The 16,512-nt window shown below is 72.8% G+C and carries 12 protein-coding genes and 1 tRNA gene; 11 read left to right on the plus strand and 2 right to left on the minus strand.

Features of this window, described 5'->3' with window-relative positions; all coding sequences use genetic code 11:
* The 4 genes from lgt to pyk all read left to right on the plus strand — a co-directional run bounded on the left by lgt (position 1) and on the right by pyk (position 8,856).
* Positions 1-984: a prolipoprotein diacylglyceryl transferase gene (gene lgt / locus AC3RJ9_RS05185; RefSeq protein WP_044658967.1), complete on the plus strand. Its 984-nt coding sequence runs from the start codon at positions 1-3 to the stop codon at positions 982-984.
* 202 nt (positions 985-1,186) lie between these two features.
* Positions 1,187-5,839 (plus strand): glutamate synthase large subunit, encoded by a 4,653-nt coding sequence (gene gltB / locus AC3RJ9_RS05190; protein ID WP_123243865.1) that lies wholly within the window; start codon positions 1,187-1,189, stop codon positions 5,837-5,839.
* A complete protein-coding gene (locus AC3RJ9_RS05195; protein WP_010078754.1) occupies positions 5,832-7,292 on the plus strand; it encodes a glutamate synthase subunit beta in 1,461 nt (486 codons plus the stop codon). The genes gltB and AC3RJ9_RS05195 overlap by 8 nt, the downstream gene beginning before the upstream one ends.
* Before the next feature lie 76 nt (positions 7,293-7,368).
* Entirely contained in the window at positions 7,369-8,856 is a 1,488-nt protein-coding gene (gene pyk, locus AC3RJ9_RS05200; RefSeq protein WP_123243864.1) for a pyruvate kinase, read from the plus strand.
* Between the two features lie 18 nt (positions 8,857-8,874).
* On the opposite strand, the gene AC3RJ9_RS05205 is transcribed toward pyk, so the two are convergent.
* On the minus strand, positions 8,875-9,471 hold the full coding sequence (locus AC3RJ9_RS05205) for an ANTAR domain-containing response regulator (protein ID WP_010078752.1): 597 nt from the start codon (positions 9,469-9,471) through the stop codon (positions 8,875-8,877).
* Between the two features lie 176 nt (positions 9,472-9,647).
* On the opposite strand from AC3RJ9_RS05205, the gene AC3RJ9_RS05210 reads away from it, so the two are divergent.
* The 7 genes from AC3RJ9_RS05210 to AC3RJ9_RS05240 all read left to right on the plus strand — a co-directional run bounded on the left by AC3RJ9_RS05210 (position 9,648) and on the right by AC3RJ9_RS05240 (position 15,913).
* A tRNA-Leu gene (locus AC3RJ9_RS05210) sits at positions 9,648-9,729 on the plus strand.
* Positions 9,730-9,799: 70 nt separating this feature from the next.
* On the plus strand, positions 9,800-12,673 hold the full coding sequence (locus tag AC3RJ9_RS05215; RefSeq protein WP_060973953.1) for a DUF4040 family protein: 2,874 nt from the start codon (positions 9,800-9,802) through the stop codon (positions 12,671-12,673).
* Positions 12,670-13,101 (plus strand): cation:proton antiporter subunit C, encoded by a 432-nt coding sequence (locus AC3RJ9_RS05220; RefSeq protein ID WP_010078750.1) that lies wholly within the window; start codon positions 12,670-12,672, stop codon positions 13,099-13,101. Before AC3RJ9_RS05215 ends, AC3RJ9_RS05220 begins: the two co-directional genes overlap by 4 nt.
* On the plus strand, positions 13,098-14,768 hold the full coding sequence (locus AC3RJ9_RS05225; protein WP_010078749.1) for a monovalent cation/H+ antiporter subunit D family protein: 1,671 nt from the start codon (positions 13,098-13,100) through the stop codon (positions 14,766-14,768). The genes AC3RJ9_RS05220 and AC3RJ9_RS05225 overlap by 4 nt, the downstream gene beginning before the upstream one ends.
* A 38-nt stretch (positions 14,769-14,806) precedes the next feature.
* A complete protein-coding gene (locus AC3RJ9_RS05230; RefSeq protein ID WP_010078748.1) occupies positions 14,807-15,241 on the plus strand; it encodes a Na+/H+ antiporter subunit E in 435 nt (144 codons plus the stop codon).
* Positions 15,238-15,522, plus strand: a complete 285-nt coding sequence (locus AC3RJ9_RS05235; protein ID WP_010078747.1) for an MrpF/PhaF family protein — start codon at positions 15,238-15,240, stop codon at positions 15,520-15,522. The genes AC3RJ9_RS05230 and AC3RJ9_RS05235 overlap by 4 nt, the downstream gene beginning before the upstream one ends.
* A 13-nt stretch (positions 15,523-15,535) precedes the next feature.
* Positions 15,536-15,913, plus strand: coding sequence for a cation:proton antiporter (locus tag AC3RJ9_RS05240; RefSeq protein WP_123243863.1), 378 nt, complete (start codon positions 15,536-15,538; stop codon positions 15,911-15,913).
* 60 nt (positions 15,914-15,973) lie between these two features.
* On the opposite strand, the gene AC3RJ9_RS05245 is transcribed toward AC3RJ9_RS05240, so the two are convergent.
* A complete protein-coding gene (locus tag AC3RJ9_RS05245) occupies positions 15,974-16,495 on the minus strand; it encodes a PaaI family thioesterase (protein ID WP_036382804.1) in 522 nt (173 codons plus the stop codon).
* Positions 16,496-16,512 lie beyond the last annotated feature (17 nt).

Consider the following 16,512-nt stretch of genomic DNA (forward strand, 5'->3'; position numbering starts at 1 on the left):
GTGACCGCCGCCCTGGCCCCGCTCGCCGCCTTCCCCGCCCCCGGGTGGGACGGGTTCCAGCTGGGCCCGGTGAAGATCCACGCGTACGCGCTGTGCATCATCCTGGGCATCGTCCTGGCCCTGTGGCTCGCCGAGCGCCGGTGGCGCGCCCGCGGCGGCCCCGAGGACCGCGTGCTCGACATCGCCCTGTGGGCCATCCCGTTCGGCTTCGTGGGCGGGCGGCTCTACCACGTGTTCTCCTCACCGGACCGGTACTTCGGGCCCGGCTTCGACGGCACGGGCGACCCGATCCAGATCCTGTACGTGTGGAACGGCGGACTCGGTATCTGGGGCGCGATCGCCCTCGGCGCCGTGGGCGCGTGGATCGCGTGCCGCCGCTACGGGCTGCGGCTGACGGCCTTCGGCGACGTCGTCGCGCCGGGCATCCTGCTGGCCCAGGCCATCGGCCGGTGGGGCAACTGGTTCAACCAGGAGCTCTTCGGCGGCCCGACGACCCTGCCCTGGGGGCTCGAGGTCGACCCGGCCAGCCCGAACTTCCCGGCCGGCTACGCCCCGGACACGCTGTTCCACCCCACGTTCCTCTACGAGTGCCTGTGGAACCTGGCCGGGGTCGCGCTGCTGCTCCTCGTGGACCGCGCGCTGCACCTGCGCCACGGCCTCATGCTGTGGTCCTACGTCGCCTGGTACACCGCGGGCCGCACGTGGATCGAGATGCTGCGCATCGACGACGCCGAGATGGTCACGCTCTTCGGCGTCACCCAGCGGCTCAACGTGTGGACGTCCCTGCTGGTGTTCGTCATCGCCCTCGCGTTCATCGTCGGGATCCTGCTGCGCCATCGCGGCGCGGCCGCCGGCCCCCACGCCCACCAGAGCGTGTGGCGCGCCGGGCACGCCCCCGAGGGCGACGACGGCGCCGCCGTCCCCGCGGGCCGCTCCGGGTCCCACGCCGTGGGCGCGGCGGAGGACGACGCCGTCCGGCGCTGACCCGCTCCCCGGCGCGCCCGCGAGGGGCGCCCGGGGCCCCGGTGTCCCACATGGTGGACATTCGGCGTGTCACAGAACGTCCGGTTCCGCACAGTGGGACGTCGCGCCCGGTAGCGTCTCTTCCACCTCGGGGCCGTCGGCCCCGAGCGTCGGGGCCAGCGCCGTCCCCGTCCGAACCCTGCTCTCCGGAAAGGACGGCACCATGCCCGTGGCATCCTCGCCCGCCTCGGCCCCCCGCGCGGGGGGACCGGTGGATCCCTTCGTCCGCTATGCGGACGTCCCCGCCGCCCAGGGCCTCTACGACCCGTCCCGGGAGACCGAGAACTGCGGCCTCGCCGTCATCGCCACCCTGCGGGGCACCCCGGGCCACGACATCGTCCAGCACGCGCTGACCGCCCTGCGCGCGCTCGAGCACCGCGGGGCGGTGGGCGCCGACGAGGGCACCGGCGACGGCGCCGGCCTGCTGACCCAGATCCCCGACGAGCTGTTCCGTGCCGTCGTCGACGCCGAGCTGCCCCCCGTGGGCGAGTACGTCGCCGGCACCGCCTTCCTGCCGCCCGTCGACGGCGAGCGCGCCGAGGCGAAGGAGGCCGTCGAGCGGCTGGCCGAGGAGGAGGGGCTGCAGGTCCTGGCGTGGCGCGAGGTGCCCACCGACCCCTCGGCCCTGGGCGTCGGCTCCCGGGCGGCCATGCCCGCGTTCGAGCAGCTGTTCCTGTCCCTGGCGGACGGTCAGGACGGCACCGAGCCGGGGCAGTCGCTGGACGTGCGGGCGTGGCGGGTGCGCCGCCGCGCCCAGTCCCGCGCCGGCGTCTATTTCCCCTCGCTCTCGTCCCAGACGATCGTCTACAAGGGCATGCTGACGACGGCCCAGCTGGAGCCGTTCTACCCGGACCTCTCCGACGAGCGGTTCACCACCCGGCTGGGCGTGGTCCACTCGCGGTTCTCCACCAACACCTTCCCCTCGTGGCCGCTGGCCCAGCCGTTCCGCACCATCGCGCACAACGGCGAGATCAACACGGTCAAGGGCAACCGCAACTGGATGCGCGCCCGTCAGGGCCAGCTCAAGCACCCGATGCTCGGCGAGGTCCCCGAGGACCTGTTCCCGCTGATCAGCCCCATCGGCTCGGACTCGGCCTCCTTCGACGAGGTCGCGGAGCTGCTCATGCTCTCCGGGCGCCCGCTCACCCAGGCGATCATGATGATTATCCCGGAGGCGTGGGAGAACCACGCGACCATGGACCCGGCCCGCCGCGCCTTCTACCAGTACCACTCCATGCTCATGGAGCCCTGGGACGGACCGGCCGCCGTCGCCTTCTCCGACGGCACCCAGGTGGGCGCCGTGCTGGACCGCAACGGCCTGCGCCCCGCCCGCTGGTGGGTCACCGACGACGGCCTCGTCGTCCTGGCCTCCGAGGTCGGCGTCGTGCCGATCGAGCCCTCGGCGGTGGTGCGCAAGGGGCGCGTGGCCCCGGGGCGCATGTTCCTCGTGGACACCGAGCAGGGCCGGATCATCGGCGACGACGAGATCAAGGCCGAGGTCGCCTCCGCCCAGCCGTGGGAGGACTGGGTGCGCCAGAACCTCCTGGACCTGGAGTCGCTCCCCGAGCGCGAGCACGTCCGCCACACCTCTGAGTCGATCCTGCAGCGTCAGCGCATCTTCGGGTACACCTCGGAGGAGCTGCGCATCCTCGTCGGGCCGATGGCCCAGACGGGCGCCGAGCCGCTCGGTGCGATGGGCACGGACACGCCCATCGCCGTCCTCGCCAAGCGGCCCCGGCTGCTCTTCGACTACTTCGTGCAGTCCTTCGCCCAGGTGACGAACCCGCCGCTCGACGCGATCCGCGAGGAGCAGGTGACCTCGATGCGCACCGCGATCGGCCCGCAGGGCAACGTGCTCTCCCTCGAGCAGGTGCGCACCCGCCAGGTCGACGTCCCGTTCCCCGTGATCGACAACGACCAGCTGGCCCGCATCCAGCACCTGCGCGACGCCGACGGCACCCGCCTGACCCTCAAGGTGAACGGCGTGTACCGGGTGGCCGGAGGCGTCGAGGAGCTCCGCGCCCAGCTGAAGGCGATCTGCGAGCAGGTCTCGGCCGCCGTCAACCGCGGCGTGGAGTACGTGGTGCTGTCCGACCGCGGCGCCACCGCCCAGTGGGCGCCGATCCCGTCCCTGCTGCTGACCTCCGCCGTGCACCACCACCTGCTGGCCTCGGCCAACCGCACCAAGAGCTCGCTGATCGTCGAGGCGGGCGACGTGCGCGAGGTCCACCATGTGGCCGTCCTGCTCGGCTACGGGGCCTCCGCGGTCAACCCGTACCTGGCCATGGAGTCCGCCGAGGAGCTCGTGCGCACGGGAGAGGTCTCGGGCGTCACCGCCGAGCAGGCCGTGGCGAACCTGATCAAGGCGCTCGGCAAGGGCGTCCAGAAGATCATGTCCAAAATGGGCATCTCCACGGTCGCCTCCTACACCGGCGCCCAGACGTTCGAGGCGCTCGGCCTGTCCCGGCGCTTCGCGGACCGCTACTTCGTGGGCACCACGAGCCCGCTCGACGGCGTGGGCATCGACGTCGTCGCCGCCGAGATCCAGGCGCGCCACGAGTTCGCGTATCCGCCGGACGGCAACGACATCAACCCGTACCGCGAGCTCGAGGTGGGCGGCGAGTACCAGTGGCGGCGCGAGGGCGCGCCGCACCTGTTCAACCCCGAGACCGTGTTCCGCCTCCAGCACTCCACGCGGGAGCGGCGCTACGACGTCTTCAAGGACTACACGCGTCGCGTGGACGACCAGGCGGAGGAGCTCATGACCCTGCGCGGGCTCATGCGCCTGCGCACGGGCGAGCGGCCGCCGGTGCCCGTCTCCGAGGTGGAGCCCGTCGAGTCGATCGTGCGCCGCTTCTCCACCGGCGCGATGTCCTACGGCTCCATCTCGCAGGAGGCGCACGAGACCCTCGCGATCGCCATGAACCGCCTCGGCGCCCGCTCGAACTCGGGCGAGGGCGGCGAGGACCCCGAGCGCCTGCTGGACCCGGAGCGCCGCTCGAAGATCAAGCAGATCGCCTCGGGCCGGTTCGGCGTCACCAGCCTGTACCTGGCCACCGCGACCGACCTGCAGATCAAGATGGCCCAGGGCGCCAAACCCGGCGAGGGCGGCCAGCTGATGGGGACCAAGGTGTACCCGTGGGTCGCCCGCACGCGGCACTCGACCCCGGGCGTCTCCCTGGTGTCGCCGCCGCCGCACCACGACATCTACTCGATCGAGGACCTGGCGCAGCTGATCCACGACCTCAAGCGGGCCAACCCGACCGCGCGGGTCCACGTCAAGCTCGTCTCCGAGTCCGGCGTGGGCACGGTGGCCGCGGGCGTCGCCAAGGCGCGCGCCGACGTCGTGCTCATCTCCGGCCACGACGGCGGAACGGGCGCCTCCCCGCTGAACTCCCTCAAGCACGCGGGCACCCCGTGGGAGATCGGCCTGGCCGAGGCGCAGCAGACGCTCATGCTCAACGGCCTGCGCGAGCGCGTCACCGTCCAGGTGGACGGGCAGCTCAAGACCGGCCGGGACGTCGTGATCGCCGCACTGCTCGGGGCCGAGGAGTTCGGCTTCGCGACCGCCCCGCTCGTGGTCTCCGGCTGCATCATGATGCGCGTGTGCCACCTGGACACGTGCCCCGTGGGCGTGGCCACCCAGAACCCCGAGCTGCGCGCGCGCTTCACGGGCAAGCCCGAGTTCGTCGTCAACTTCTTCGAGTTCATCGCGCAGGAGGTCCGCGAGCTGCTCTCGCAGCTGGGCTTCCGCACGCTCGACGAGGCGATCGGCCACCGCGAGCTGCTCGACGTGGACGCGGCCCTGCACCACTGGAAGTCCGAGGGCCTGGACCTCTCGGGCATCCTCGCGGACCCCTCCGTCGGCCGGCGTCCGGGCCACGAGGACGCGCCCATGCGCCGCACCACCGAGCAGGACCACGACCTCGCCTCCCACATCGACCACCGGTTCATCGCCCGGCTGGGGGACACGCTCACGACGGGCACGCCCGTCGTGATGGACGAGGCCGTCGTGAACACGGACCGGTCCGTGGGCACGCTGCTGGGCTACCACGTCACGAGCACGCGGCTCGCCGACGAGCTGGACGACGACACGATCACCGTGCGCCTGACGGGCGAGGCCGGCCAGTCCCTCGGCGCCTTCCTGCCCGCCGGCGTCACCCTGCGGCTCTCGGGCGACGCCAACGACTACGTCGGCAAGGGCCTGTCGGGGGGACGCGTGATCGTCCGCCCCGACGCCGAGGCCCCGTTCGTGGCCGAGGAGAACACCGTGGCCGGCAACGTGATCGGCTACGGCGCCACCTCGGGCCAGCTGTTCCTGCGCGGCCGCGTGGGGGAGCGGTTCCTCGTGCGCAACTCCGGCGCCACCGCGGTGGCCGAGGGCATCGGCGACCACGGCCTGGAGTACATGACCGGCGGTGAGGCGCTGATCCTCGGCGAGACCGGCCGCAACCTCGCCGCCGGCATGTCCGGCGGGCGGGCCTGGGTGCTGGACCTGGACCGGGAGGACCTGAACCCACTCGCCGTCCGCGAGGACGCCCTGATCCTCGAGGCGCCGTCCGCGCAGGACCGGCTGCGGATCGCCGAGCTGCTGGAGCTGCACCGCGCGGAGACGGGCTCCGCCGTCGCCGCCGCGCTGCTCGCCGACCTGCGGGCCGGCGGGGACGCCGCCGACGCCGCGTGGGACCGCTTCACGACCGTCCTGCCCCGGCAGTACGACCTCGTGCTGCGCACCCGTCAGGCCGCGACGGCCGAGGGACTCGACCCGGACGGGGAGGCCGTCTGGGACCGACTGCTGGAGGTGACCCGTGGCTGATCCGCGCGGATTCCTGAAGAACCGGGAGCGCGTCGAGCGCCCCACGCGTCCGGTGCCGGTGCGCATCATGGACTTCAAGGACGTGTACGTCCGCCAGGACGAGGCGATCGTGCGCACCCAGGCCGGCCGGTGCATGGACTGCGGCATCCCGTTCTGCCACTCCGGGTGCCCGCTGGGCAACCTCATCCCGGAGTGGAACGACCTGGTCCGGCGGGGACGCTGGGACGAGGCCGCCGCGCGACTGCACTCGACCAACAACTTCCCCGAGGTCACCGGGCGGATCTGCCCCGCCCCGTGCGAGGACTCCTGCACCCTGGGCATCAACCAGCCCGCGGTCACCATCAAGCAGACCGAGGTGGCGATCGCGGAGCAGATCTTCGACAACGACTGGCTCGAGCCGGTCGTGCCGGCCCGCCTGAACGGCCACACCGTGGCCGTCGTCGGCTCGGGCCCGGCGGGACTGGCCGCGGCGCAGCAGCTCACCCGCGCCGGCTTCACCGTGGTGGTCTACGAGCGCGACGAGCGCCTCGGCGGCCTGCTGCGGCTGGGCATCCCGGACTTCAAGCTGGAGAAGGACGTCCTGGACCGGCGCCTGGCGCAGATGGAGGCCGAGGGCACCCGGTTCCGCACCGGCGTGGAGATCGGCGTCGACCTGCCCTGGGACCAGCTCAAGGCCCGCTTCGACGCCGTGATCGTGGCGACCGGCGCCCCCGTGGCCCGCGAGCTGCCCGTCCCCGGCCGCGGCCTCGACGGGATCCACCTCGCCATGGACTACCTCGTGCAGTCCAACCGCGCGGTCGCCGGCGACGAGGTCCCGGACCAGATCTCCGCCGAGGGGCGCCACGTGGTGATCCTCGGCGGCGGCGACACTGGCGCGGACTGCATCGGCACCGCGCACCGCCAGGGGGCGGCGTCCGTGACGACGCTGGCGATCGGCCAGCAGCTGCCGGTCGAGCGCCCCGTCCACCAGCCGTGGCCCACGATCCCCAAGGTCCACCAGCAGACCACGGCCGACGCCGAGGGCGGCGCCCGCGCGCACCTTGCCTCCACGGTCGAGTTCCTCGGCGACGAGCACGGCCGCGTGCGCGCCCTGCGCGTGGCGGAGACCGAGTACCGCGAGGACGGCACGCGCGGGCCCAAGGCGGGCACCGAGCGCGAGGTCCAGGCGGACCTGGTGCTGCTGGCGCTGGGCTTCACCGGCATCGAGGAGGGGCTGCTCACGCAGCAGCTCGGCGTGCACGTGACACGCGGGCTCGTGGCCCGGAAGGACGGGTACGAGACCGACGAGCCGGGCGTGTTCGCGTGCGGCGACGCCGGGCGCGGCGCCTCCCTGGTGGTCTGGGCCATCGCCGAGGGGCGTGCGTGCGCGCAGGAGGTCGACGAGTCGCTCGAGCGCTGGTCCCGACTGCCGCACCCCGTGGACCCGGACGACCGCGGCCTCGTCCTCGGCTGAGTCCTCCGTCTCATCTTCCGACGCCACGCGGGCCCGCCCTCCACCGAGGGCGGGCCCGCCCCCTATCGTGGGTCGCATGCGACACGCGAAGATCATCGCCACCTTTGGCCCCGCCACCGACTCCGACGAGACCACCCGCGCCATCATCCGCGCGGGGGCGGACGTCGTCCGCCTCAACATGAGCCACGGCGACCACGCGGTGCATGAGACGTCCTACGAGCGGGTGCGTCGGCTGAGCGTGGAGGAGCGGCGCCCGGTCGCGATCTTCGCGGACCTCCAGGGCCCCAAGATCCGCCTCGGCCGCTTCACCGACGGCCCGCATCTGCTCGAGAGGGGCGATCGGATCACCATCACCACCCGGGACGTGCCCGGGACCCGGGAGCTGGTGGGCACCACCCACAAGGGGCTGCCCGGGGACGTCGCCCCCGGTGACGTGCTCCTGGTGGACGACGGCAAGGTGCGCCTGCGCGCCGTCGAGGTCACGGACACGGACGTGCTGGCCGAGGTCGAGGTGCCGGGCATGGTCTCGGACAACAAGGGGATCAACCTGCCCGGCGTGGCGGTGAACGTGCCGGCCCTGTCCGAGAAGGACGAGCGGGACCTGCGCTGGGCGCTGCGCACCGGCGTGGACATGGTGGCGCTGTCCTTCGTGCGGGACGCCGCGGACGTGGACCGGGTGCACGAGATCATGGACGAGGAGGAGCGCCGGGTCCCGGTCATCGCCAAGATCGAGAAGCCCCAGGCGGTGGAGAACCTCGAGGCCATCGTGGACGCGTTCGACGCCATCATGGTGGCCCGCGGCGACCTCGGCGTGGAGCTGCCGCTCGAGGACGTGCCCGTGGTGCAGAAGCGCGCAGTGGACCTCGCCCGCCGCTGGGCGAAGCCGGTCATCGTGGCCACGCAGGTGCTCGAGTCGATGATCGACAGCCCGCGCCCGACGCGCGCCGAGGCCTCGGACTGCGCCAACGCCGTGCTCGACGGCGCGGACGCCGTCATGCTCTCGGGCGAGACCTCGGTGGGCGCATATCCGGTCGAGACGGTCCAGACGATGGCCCGGATCATCGAGTCCACCGAGACCCACGGCCTGGAGCTCATCCACCCGCTCGGCTCGCGTCCCCGCACGCGCGGCGGCGCGATCACCCGGGCCGCCGTCGAGGTCGCGAACCAGCTCGAGATCCCGTTCCTCGCCACGTTCACCGAGTCCGGCGACTCGGCCCGTCGGCTCAGCCGCCTGCGGCCGCGTCAGCCGATCTACGCGTTCACCCACCACGAGCACACGCACAACATCCTGTGCCTGACCTGGGGTGTCTACCCGAAGATGGTCCCGTTCCAGGACTCCACGGACAAGATGACCCTCCAGGTGGAGCAGTCGCTCACATCGGAGGGCATCGCCCAGCACGGCGACCTCGTGGTCATCGCCGCCGGGTCCCCTCCCGGGGCCGTGGGCTCCACGAACACGCTGCGCGTGCACCGCGTGGGCGACGACGCCGCGGGCGGCTCGTCCGCCGCCTCGCCGCAGACGCGCGAGCCGGTCGGCTTCTGGCCGGCCCGCTCCCCGTTCTGACGAGCGCGCGGGCGCCGCTCAGCCGACCTGGTCGATGACGGCCTGCGCGACCTCCCGCATGGTCAGGCGCCGGTCCATGGAGGTCTTCTGGATCCAGCGGAAGGACTCGGCTTCGGTCAGGCGCATCCGCTCCTGGAGCAGCGCCTTGGCCCGGTCCACGATCTTGCGGGTCTCCAGGCGGTCGCCCAGGTCCCGCACCTCGGCCTCGAGGCTGCGCAGCTCGTCGAAGCGGGCCACGGCCAGTTCGATGGCGGGGACCAGGTCGGCCTCGGTGAAGGGCTTGACCACGTAGGCCATGGCCCCGGCGGTCCGGGCGCGCTCCACCAGCTCGCGCTGGCTGAAGGCGGTCAGCATGACCACGGGGGCGAGCCGTTCCCCGGCGATCTCGCCCGCGGCCGCGATGCCGTCCATCACGGGCATCTTCACGTCCATCACCACGATGTCCGGGCGGTGCTCGCGCACGGCCTCGACGGCGGCGCGGCCGTCGCCGGCCTCGGCGACCACCCGGTATCCCGCCCCGGTGAGCACCTCCACCAGGTCGAGGCGGATCAGGGTCTCGTCCTCGGCGACGACGGCCCGCAGGCCGGTCTCCTCGGGAGGCGTCAGCGTGGACACGGCAGCTCCTTCGTGCGGGCCGGGACGGCGTCGGTGTGGCGCCGCTGGTGGTCCACCAGGCTACCGTGCGCCATGGGCGCGGCGCGGGCGCGGCGGCGGGGACCCCCCGCCGGAAGGCCGGGGACGCCGGGTCGGGGCGCTGATAGGGTGATCGAGTCCCGCCTCCGGGCGGCACTGCCCGAATGGTGGAATCGGTAGACACGCCGCACTCAAAATGCGGTGCCGAGAGGCGTGTGGGTTCGAGTCCCACTTCGGGCACCGTCGGCGCGCGGCCACCCGCCGTGGGCGCCGTGTCCGTGACCGATCGACCCGAGATGAGTGGTGTCCTGTGCTCCTGACCAGCCTCCTGCTGACCCTCCTCTCGGTGGTGGCGGCCGTCCCGGCCTCCCGGGCGCTGGGCAGGGACGCGGGCTGGGTCCTGGCCGCACCCCTGCTGGCCGCGGCCGGCGTGCTGATCGCGGCGTGGACGGGCGGCGTCCGGACGGAGCACCATCCGTGGATCCCCGCGGTCGGGGTGGACCTCGACCTCCGGCTGAACGGCCTGGCCCTCGTGTTCGCCATGATCGTCCTCGTCATCGGCGCGGCGATCCTCGCCTACTCCAGCCGGTACCTCAGCCGGGACCGCGCGGAGAGCCGCCCCGGCTCCTTCTACCTGCTGATGACCGCGTTCGCGGCGTCGATGCTGCTGCTGGTGCTCGCCGACAACATCGTGGTCCTCTTCGTCGCGTGGGAGTTCACCTCCTTCACCTCCTTCTTCCTCATCGGGCGCTCGGGGGACCACGCCCGCGACCCCGCGATCCGGACCCTGCTCGTGACCGTGGGCGGCGGCCTCGCGCTGCTGGCCGCCGTCGCCCTCATGGCCGTGCGGACCGGCACTGCCTCGCTGTCCGGGGTGTTGGCCTCGGACGTGTGGTCCGAGGCGGGCTTCACCACCACGGTCGCCGTCCTGCTGGCGGTGGCCGCGTTCACCAAGTCCGCCCAGTTCCCGTTCCAGGCGTGGCTGCCGGACTCCATGGTGGCCATCTCCCCGGTCTCCGCCTACCTGCACGCCGCGGCGATGGTCAAGGCCGGCATCTTCCTGCTGCTGGTGTTCAGCCCGGTCCTGGCCGGGAACCCGGTGTGGTCCGCGCTGTTGATCGGCTCGGGCCTCATTACGGCCCTGCTGGGCGCCGTCTCCGCGATCCGTCGCCACGACCTCAAGGGTCTGCTGGCCTACTCCACGATGAGCCAGTTGGGCCTGCTGGTGACCGCCATCGGCATCGGCACCCCCGTCGCGCTTACCGCGGCGATCGTGCACACCGTGGCGCACGCGCTGTTCAAGTCGGCGCTGTTCATGCTGATCGGCGTGGTCGACCACGAGGCCGGCACCCGCGACCTGCGAGAGCTCGCGGCCCGCCACGTGCGCATGCCGGTCACCGGCACGGCGATCGCCGTCGCCGCCCTGTCGATGGCGGGCATCCCGCCGCTGTTCGGCTTCATCTCCAAGGAGGGCCTGGTCGAGGCCGCTCTCGGGACCCCCGGTCCCGCATGGCTCCCCGTCCTCGTCACCGCCGGCATCGCCCTGACCTCCGTGTTCACCGTGGCCTACTCCGGCCGTCTCGTGCTCGGCGCCCTGGGCCTCTGGGGTCCAAGCCCGGACGGGGCCGCCCATTCGTGGCCGACCGGCCGGGAGGACGAGGTCCACGAGGCTCCTGCCACCTTCTGGGGCGTGCCCGTGCTGGCCGCGGCCGCGGGCGTGGCCCTGGGCCTGCTGCCCGGTGTGCTGGACACCCCCGTCTCCTACGCGGCCGAGGCCGCCTCCGGCGCGGAGGTGCACGCGCACCTGGCGCTGTGGCACGGCGTGAACACGGCCCTGCTCGTCTCCGCCGCCATCATCGTGCTCGGTCTGCTGCTGGTGGCCTTGCGCCGCCCGGTGGAGCGCGTGGCCTCCCACGCCGCCCTGCCGTTCTCCGCCCTGGATGCGGTGGACGAGGTTCGGCACCGGCTGATCGGCGTCGGCGCGGTCGTCTCGCGCGCCTCCGGCACCCTGGCTCCCCGCCCCCACCTCCTCATCCCCGCCCTGGTCCTGGGGCTCCTCGCCGTGGCCGGTGTCGCCACGATCGAGGATTTGCCCGCCGTCGTCGGCCAGCCCTCGCGCTGGCACGACTGGGTGCTGGTCGTCTTGGTGGGTGCCGGCGTGATCGCCACCATCCGCGCCAAGACGCGCATCGCCGCCATGGTGGTGGTCGGCGTCGTAGGGTTCGGCATGACCCTGTGGTTCCTCACCCTCGGCGCCGTGGACGTGGCCCTGACCCAGCTGATGGTCGAGGTGCTCACGGTGTGCGTCATGGTGCTGCTGCTGCGCCGCCTGCCCGCCCGCTTCAGCGACGAGCCGACCCCGCGCAGGATGCAGGCGGTCCTCGCCGCCTCCGTCGCCGGCGTCGCCGCGACCCTGGGCGTGCTCGCGTTCACCGGCCGCTCCAGCATGTCGGAGATCGCCCACTTCTACCTGACCCAGAGCTATGCCCAGGCTGGGGGGACCAACGTGGTGAACGTGATCCTCGTGGACTTCCGCGCCGTGGACACGTGGGGCGAGATGACCGTGCTCGGGGCGACGGCGCTGACCATCGCGGCCCTGTTGCTCAACCGTCGGCCGACGCCTCCACAGCCCTCCGCCGTGGACATGCGCTCCCCACTCGCCCACGTGCGCGAGAACCTCGTCCACATCCGGGTGTTCGGCCGTGTCTTCGGCGTGCTGATCATCCTGCTGTCCGCGTTCCTGCTGCTGCGCGGGCACTACGAGCCCGGCGGCGGCTTCATCGCCGCACTGGTCGCCGGTGCCGGCTACGCCCTGCTCTACCTGGCCGCCGACTCGGACACGGCCCCGGAGTTGCGGTGGCCGTACCTGGCCTTCATCGGCTCGGGCATCGCCGTCGGCACCGCGACGGGGATCGTCGGTTACCTCACCGGCAAGGGCTTCCTCGGAGCCGCGGGAGTGAAGGTCCTGGACTACGGGCTCTCCACCACGCTCGCGTTCGACATGGGCGTGTACCTGGCCGTGATCGGCCTGATCGTGGCCGCGTTCTCCCTGCTCGGCCCCGAGCGGCCGGGTGAGGACCCGCTCCGCGCCTCGAGCCGTGACCCCGGCGTCGCGCCGGCGGCCCCGTCCTCCGATCCCTCGGCCCCGACCACCACGACTGCACGAGAGGAGGTCACCCGATGACCGTCGCCCTTACCGTGGGACTTCTGACCTTCGGCGCGTTCTACCTGTTCTCCAAGCGCGAGCTGCTGCGCGTGATCCTCGGCATGGTCCTGCTGGGCCACGCCGCCAACCTGGCCATCATCGCCGCGGGCGGCACCGACCGCCGCGGGCTGCCCTTCGCGGGGACCTCAGACGTCGAGGTGCAGGCCGATGCCCTGCCGCAGGCCTTCGTCCTGACCGCTATCGTGATCGCCTTCGCGATCACCGTGCTGCTGCTCGCGCTGGCCGTCACCGGGCGCGCGGACGACGCGGTGGCCTCGCCGGGGGAGACCCGCGACTCCCTGGAGCAGGCCGCCGCCGACGCACGCTTCCCGCGCGAGGAGCGGCACGCCGCGGCCGGCCGGATCGCGCAGCACTACGCCGGCCAGGGCCCGGAGGTGCGTCGATGAGCGCCGTCCCGCTGGGCCAGCTGCTGCCCCTCTTCGCCGCCGTCCCGCTGCTGTCCGCCGGTCTGCTCGTGCTGGCGGGGGAGCGTCCCCGCCTCCACCGGGCAGTCCTGTTCGCGGTGCTCGGACTCGTCACCACCGGCGGGCTGGCCCTGGGCGTCCACGCCCTCGACGGGTCCGTGCTCGCCACCTCGCTGGGCGGCTGGCCCGGGGGCATCGGGATCGGCTTCGCAGCGGACATGCTGTCCGCCCTGATGCTCGTGCTCACGAGCGCCCTCACGATCGTGGGCGCGGCGTTCGCCTACGGCTCCCGCGTCGCTAACTCCCAGTTCTTCGCCCCGCTGCTCCTGATCCTCATCGGCGGAGTCAACGGCGCCCTGCTGACGGCGGACCTGTTCAACCTGTTCGTGTTCATCGAGGTCATGTTGGTGCCCAGCTACGGCCTCTACGTCCTCTCCGCCAACCGCCGTGAGCCCCTGCGCCGAGTGGACGGGGCGCGGCTGTACGTCACCCTCAACCTGCTAACCTCCACGATCCTCCTGGTCGGCGTCGGCTTCGTCTACGGGCTGACCGGCTCGGTGAACCTCGCGATGCTCGCCGGGTCCGCCGCGGCGGACCCACGCATCGCGATCGCCGCGGGCATGGTGCTGTTCGCACTGTCCATCAAGGCCTCGGTGGCCCCGCTGCACGGCTGGCTGGCCTGGGCGTACTCCTCGACCTCCCCGGCGGTGACGGCCCTCTTCGCCGCCCTGCACACCAAGGTCGCCGTGTACGGGCTCTACCGGATCTACTCCGTCATGTACGACGGCGATGCGCGTCTGCTGCCGCTCATCCTGGTCCTGTCCCTCGCCACCCTCGTGGTGGGTGCGCTCGCCTCGGTCGGTGAGCACGGTGTGCGCGCCGTGTTGTCGTGGCAGATGGTGAGCGGCATCGGCGGCATCCTCGTCGGACTCGGGCTCTCCACGCGCCTGGGTCTCGCGGCGGGCCTGTTCTACCTCGTGCACCACATGGTGGCGATGGGCTGCCTCCTGATGGCGGCCGGCGCGATCGAGGTGCGCTACGGCACCGGCCGTCTCGCGGACCTGCAGGGCCTGGCCCGGCGCGAGCCGCTGATCGCCGTCGCCTTCTTCGTGGGCCTGCTCTCCCTGGTCGGCATCCCGCCCTTCTCCGGGTTCGTGGGCAAGCTCATGCTCGTCAGCGCCGGCCTGGACGCCGGCCGCGGTGTCACCGCTGCGCTGGTGCTGGGCGCCTCCCTGGTGAGCCTGTGGGCTCTGCTGCGGGTGTGGGACGCCTGGTTCTGGGGCGCTCCGACGGCCCCACACGGGCACCGCGAGCGCCTGGCCACCGCGGCCATGCCCATCGTGGGCCGGGCGGGCTCCGTGCCGTCGCCCTCCGGCCGCGGCTCGAGCACCGACCACGAGCGCACCGAGTCGTGGGCCTCGCAGGAAACCCTCGATCCGCCCACGGGCGTGCTGCCGGTGACCGTGGATCCGGACGAGGACGTCACGCGCTCCCGCATCCCAGGCCGGCTGGCCGCCCCCGCCGTCGTCCTAGCTATGGCCACCCTCGCCCTCGGGCTCGGCGGTCAGGCCCTGTGGACCGTCACCGACCTCGCGGCTCAGGGCCTGATGGACCCCAGCAGGTACATCGAGGCGGTGCTCAACCCATGAGCACCGCACTCCCGCAGCCTCCGGAAGGAGACGCCCCCATGCACACCGTCGCCCCCGCCGACGGGACCGTCGACCTGGCGCCCGGCACGGCCTCCGCCGTGTCCTGGCCTTGGCGGTGGCTCGTGTTCTGGTGCTGGTACGCGTGGGCCCTGGTGACCTCTTCGAAGGCGGTCATCAAGGACCTCGTCACCCCCGGCGTCCAGGCGCGCTCGGGCATCGCCCGCGTGCGCAGCAACTGCCGCACGGACGCCGAGGTCACCCTGCTCTCGGCGCTGATCACCCTGACGCCCGGCACGTTGACGCTGGGCACCCGGCGTGCCGGCGCCGTCGGTGACGAGGACGGTGACCCGGACGCGCGGCGCCTGCTCTACGTGCACGGCCTGTACGCTGACGACGCCGACGCCCTGCGCGCGGAGATCCACGACATGGAGGCGCGCATGCTCCACGCGATGCGGAAGACGGGGGTGGCATGATGCCCTTCGCCTACGACTGGTCCCTGGTGGGGATCGACCTGGCCATCGCGCTGCTGACCGTGTCGGCGCTCGTGTCCGCGTACCGGATCGTGGTGGGCCCGCTCGACGCGGACCGCGCGGTCTCGGGCGACCTGCTCACGTTCAGCGTGCTCGGGATGCTCGTGCTGTTCGGCGTCCGGGCGGACAACCCGTGGACGTTCGACTTGGTCCTGATCGCCGCGGTCGTGGCCTTCCTGTCCGGCATGTCCCTGGCCCGCGCGCTCACGCGCGGCAAGCGTTGAGGAGGTCGCACCCGTGGACGTCGTCCTGACCGCCGCCGGCTCCGTGCTCGTGGTGATCGGAGCCCTTGCGTTCGTCACCGCGGGACTCGGTCTGATCCGGTTCCCCGACCCCTACACCCGCGTCTCCGCCGTGGGCACCGCCGGCGGCGTCGGGATGATCCTGATCGTGGTGGGCGCCCTGCTACTGGCCCCGGGGGTGGCCGCGTTCGTGAAGGTGGCCCTGATCGTGGTGCTGCAGCTGGGCTCGGCCTCGGTGGCCACGATGGCCCTGGCCCGTTCGGCCTATCTCACGGGGGTGCCCATGAACCCCGGGCACTACGACGAGCTCGCCGAGGACACCCCGGGGCGCGAGCACGGCGAGCCCGCTCCCCGCGCGCCGGACGAGGTCTGAGACCGCCCGCACGCGGCGTCGGCCCGGCCCGTCCCGTCTCCCGGGGCGGGCCGTGCCGCCTCAGGGGCGCGGCGCCAGGACCAGGTTGGTGATGCGGGCGGTCGAGAGCCGCCGGCCCTGCTCGTCCGTCATCACCACCTCATGGGTGACGAGGGTGCCGCCCAGGTGGACGGCGGTCGCGGTGCCGGTCACGAGGCCCGAGCGGACGGCCCGGTGGTGCGTGGCGCTGATCTCGACCCCGACGACGTTGCGGTCCGGCCCGGCGTGGATCTTCGCGGCCATCGAGCCCAGGGACTCGGCGAGCACGAGGTGGGCGCCGCCGTGCAGCAGCCCGACGGGCTGCTCGTTGCCCGCCACGGGCAGGGTGGCGACGGCTCGCTCGGCCGTGAGCTCGAGGAAGCGCAGACCCATCTTCTGGGCGAGGGGGCTGATCGCCGCGCCGCCGAGGGCGGTGACAAGCTCGGGCGTCAGACCGGCCTCGGCGCAGGCCGCCTCCAGCTCGGCGGGGCTCAGCTCGGGGGTGACGCCGGGGCGGTACACGCGCTCGGAGGCGGCGGGGGTGGTCTCGGTGTGCTCACTCATGAGCACTAGGCTGGCAC

This window comes from Micrococcus sp. 63XJN7_6_ISO-PGPR-S23-444, from assembly GCF_058072765.1.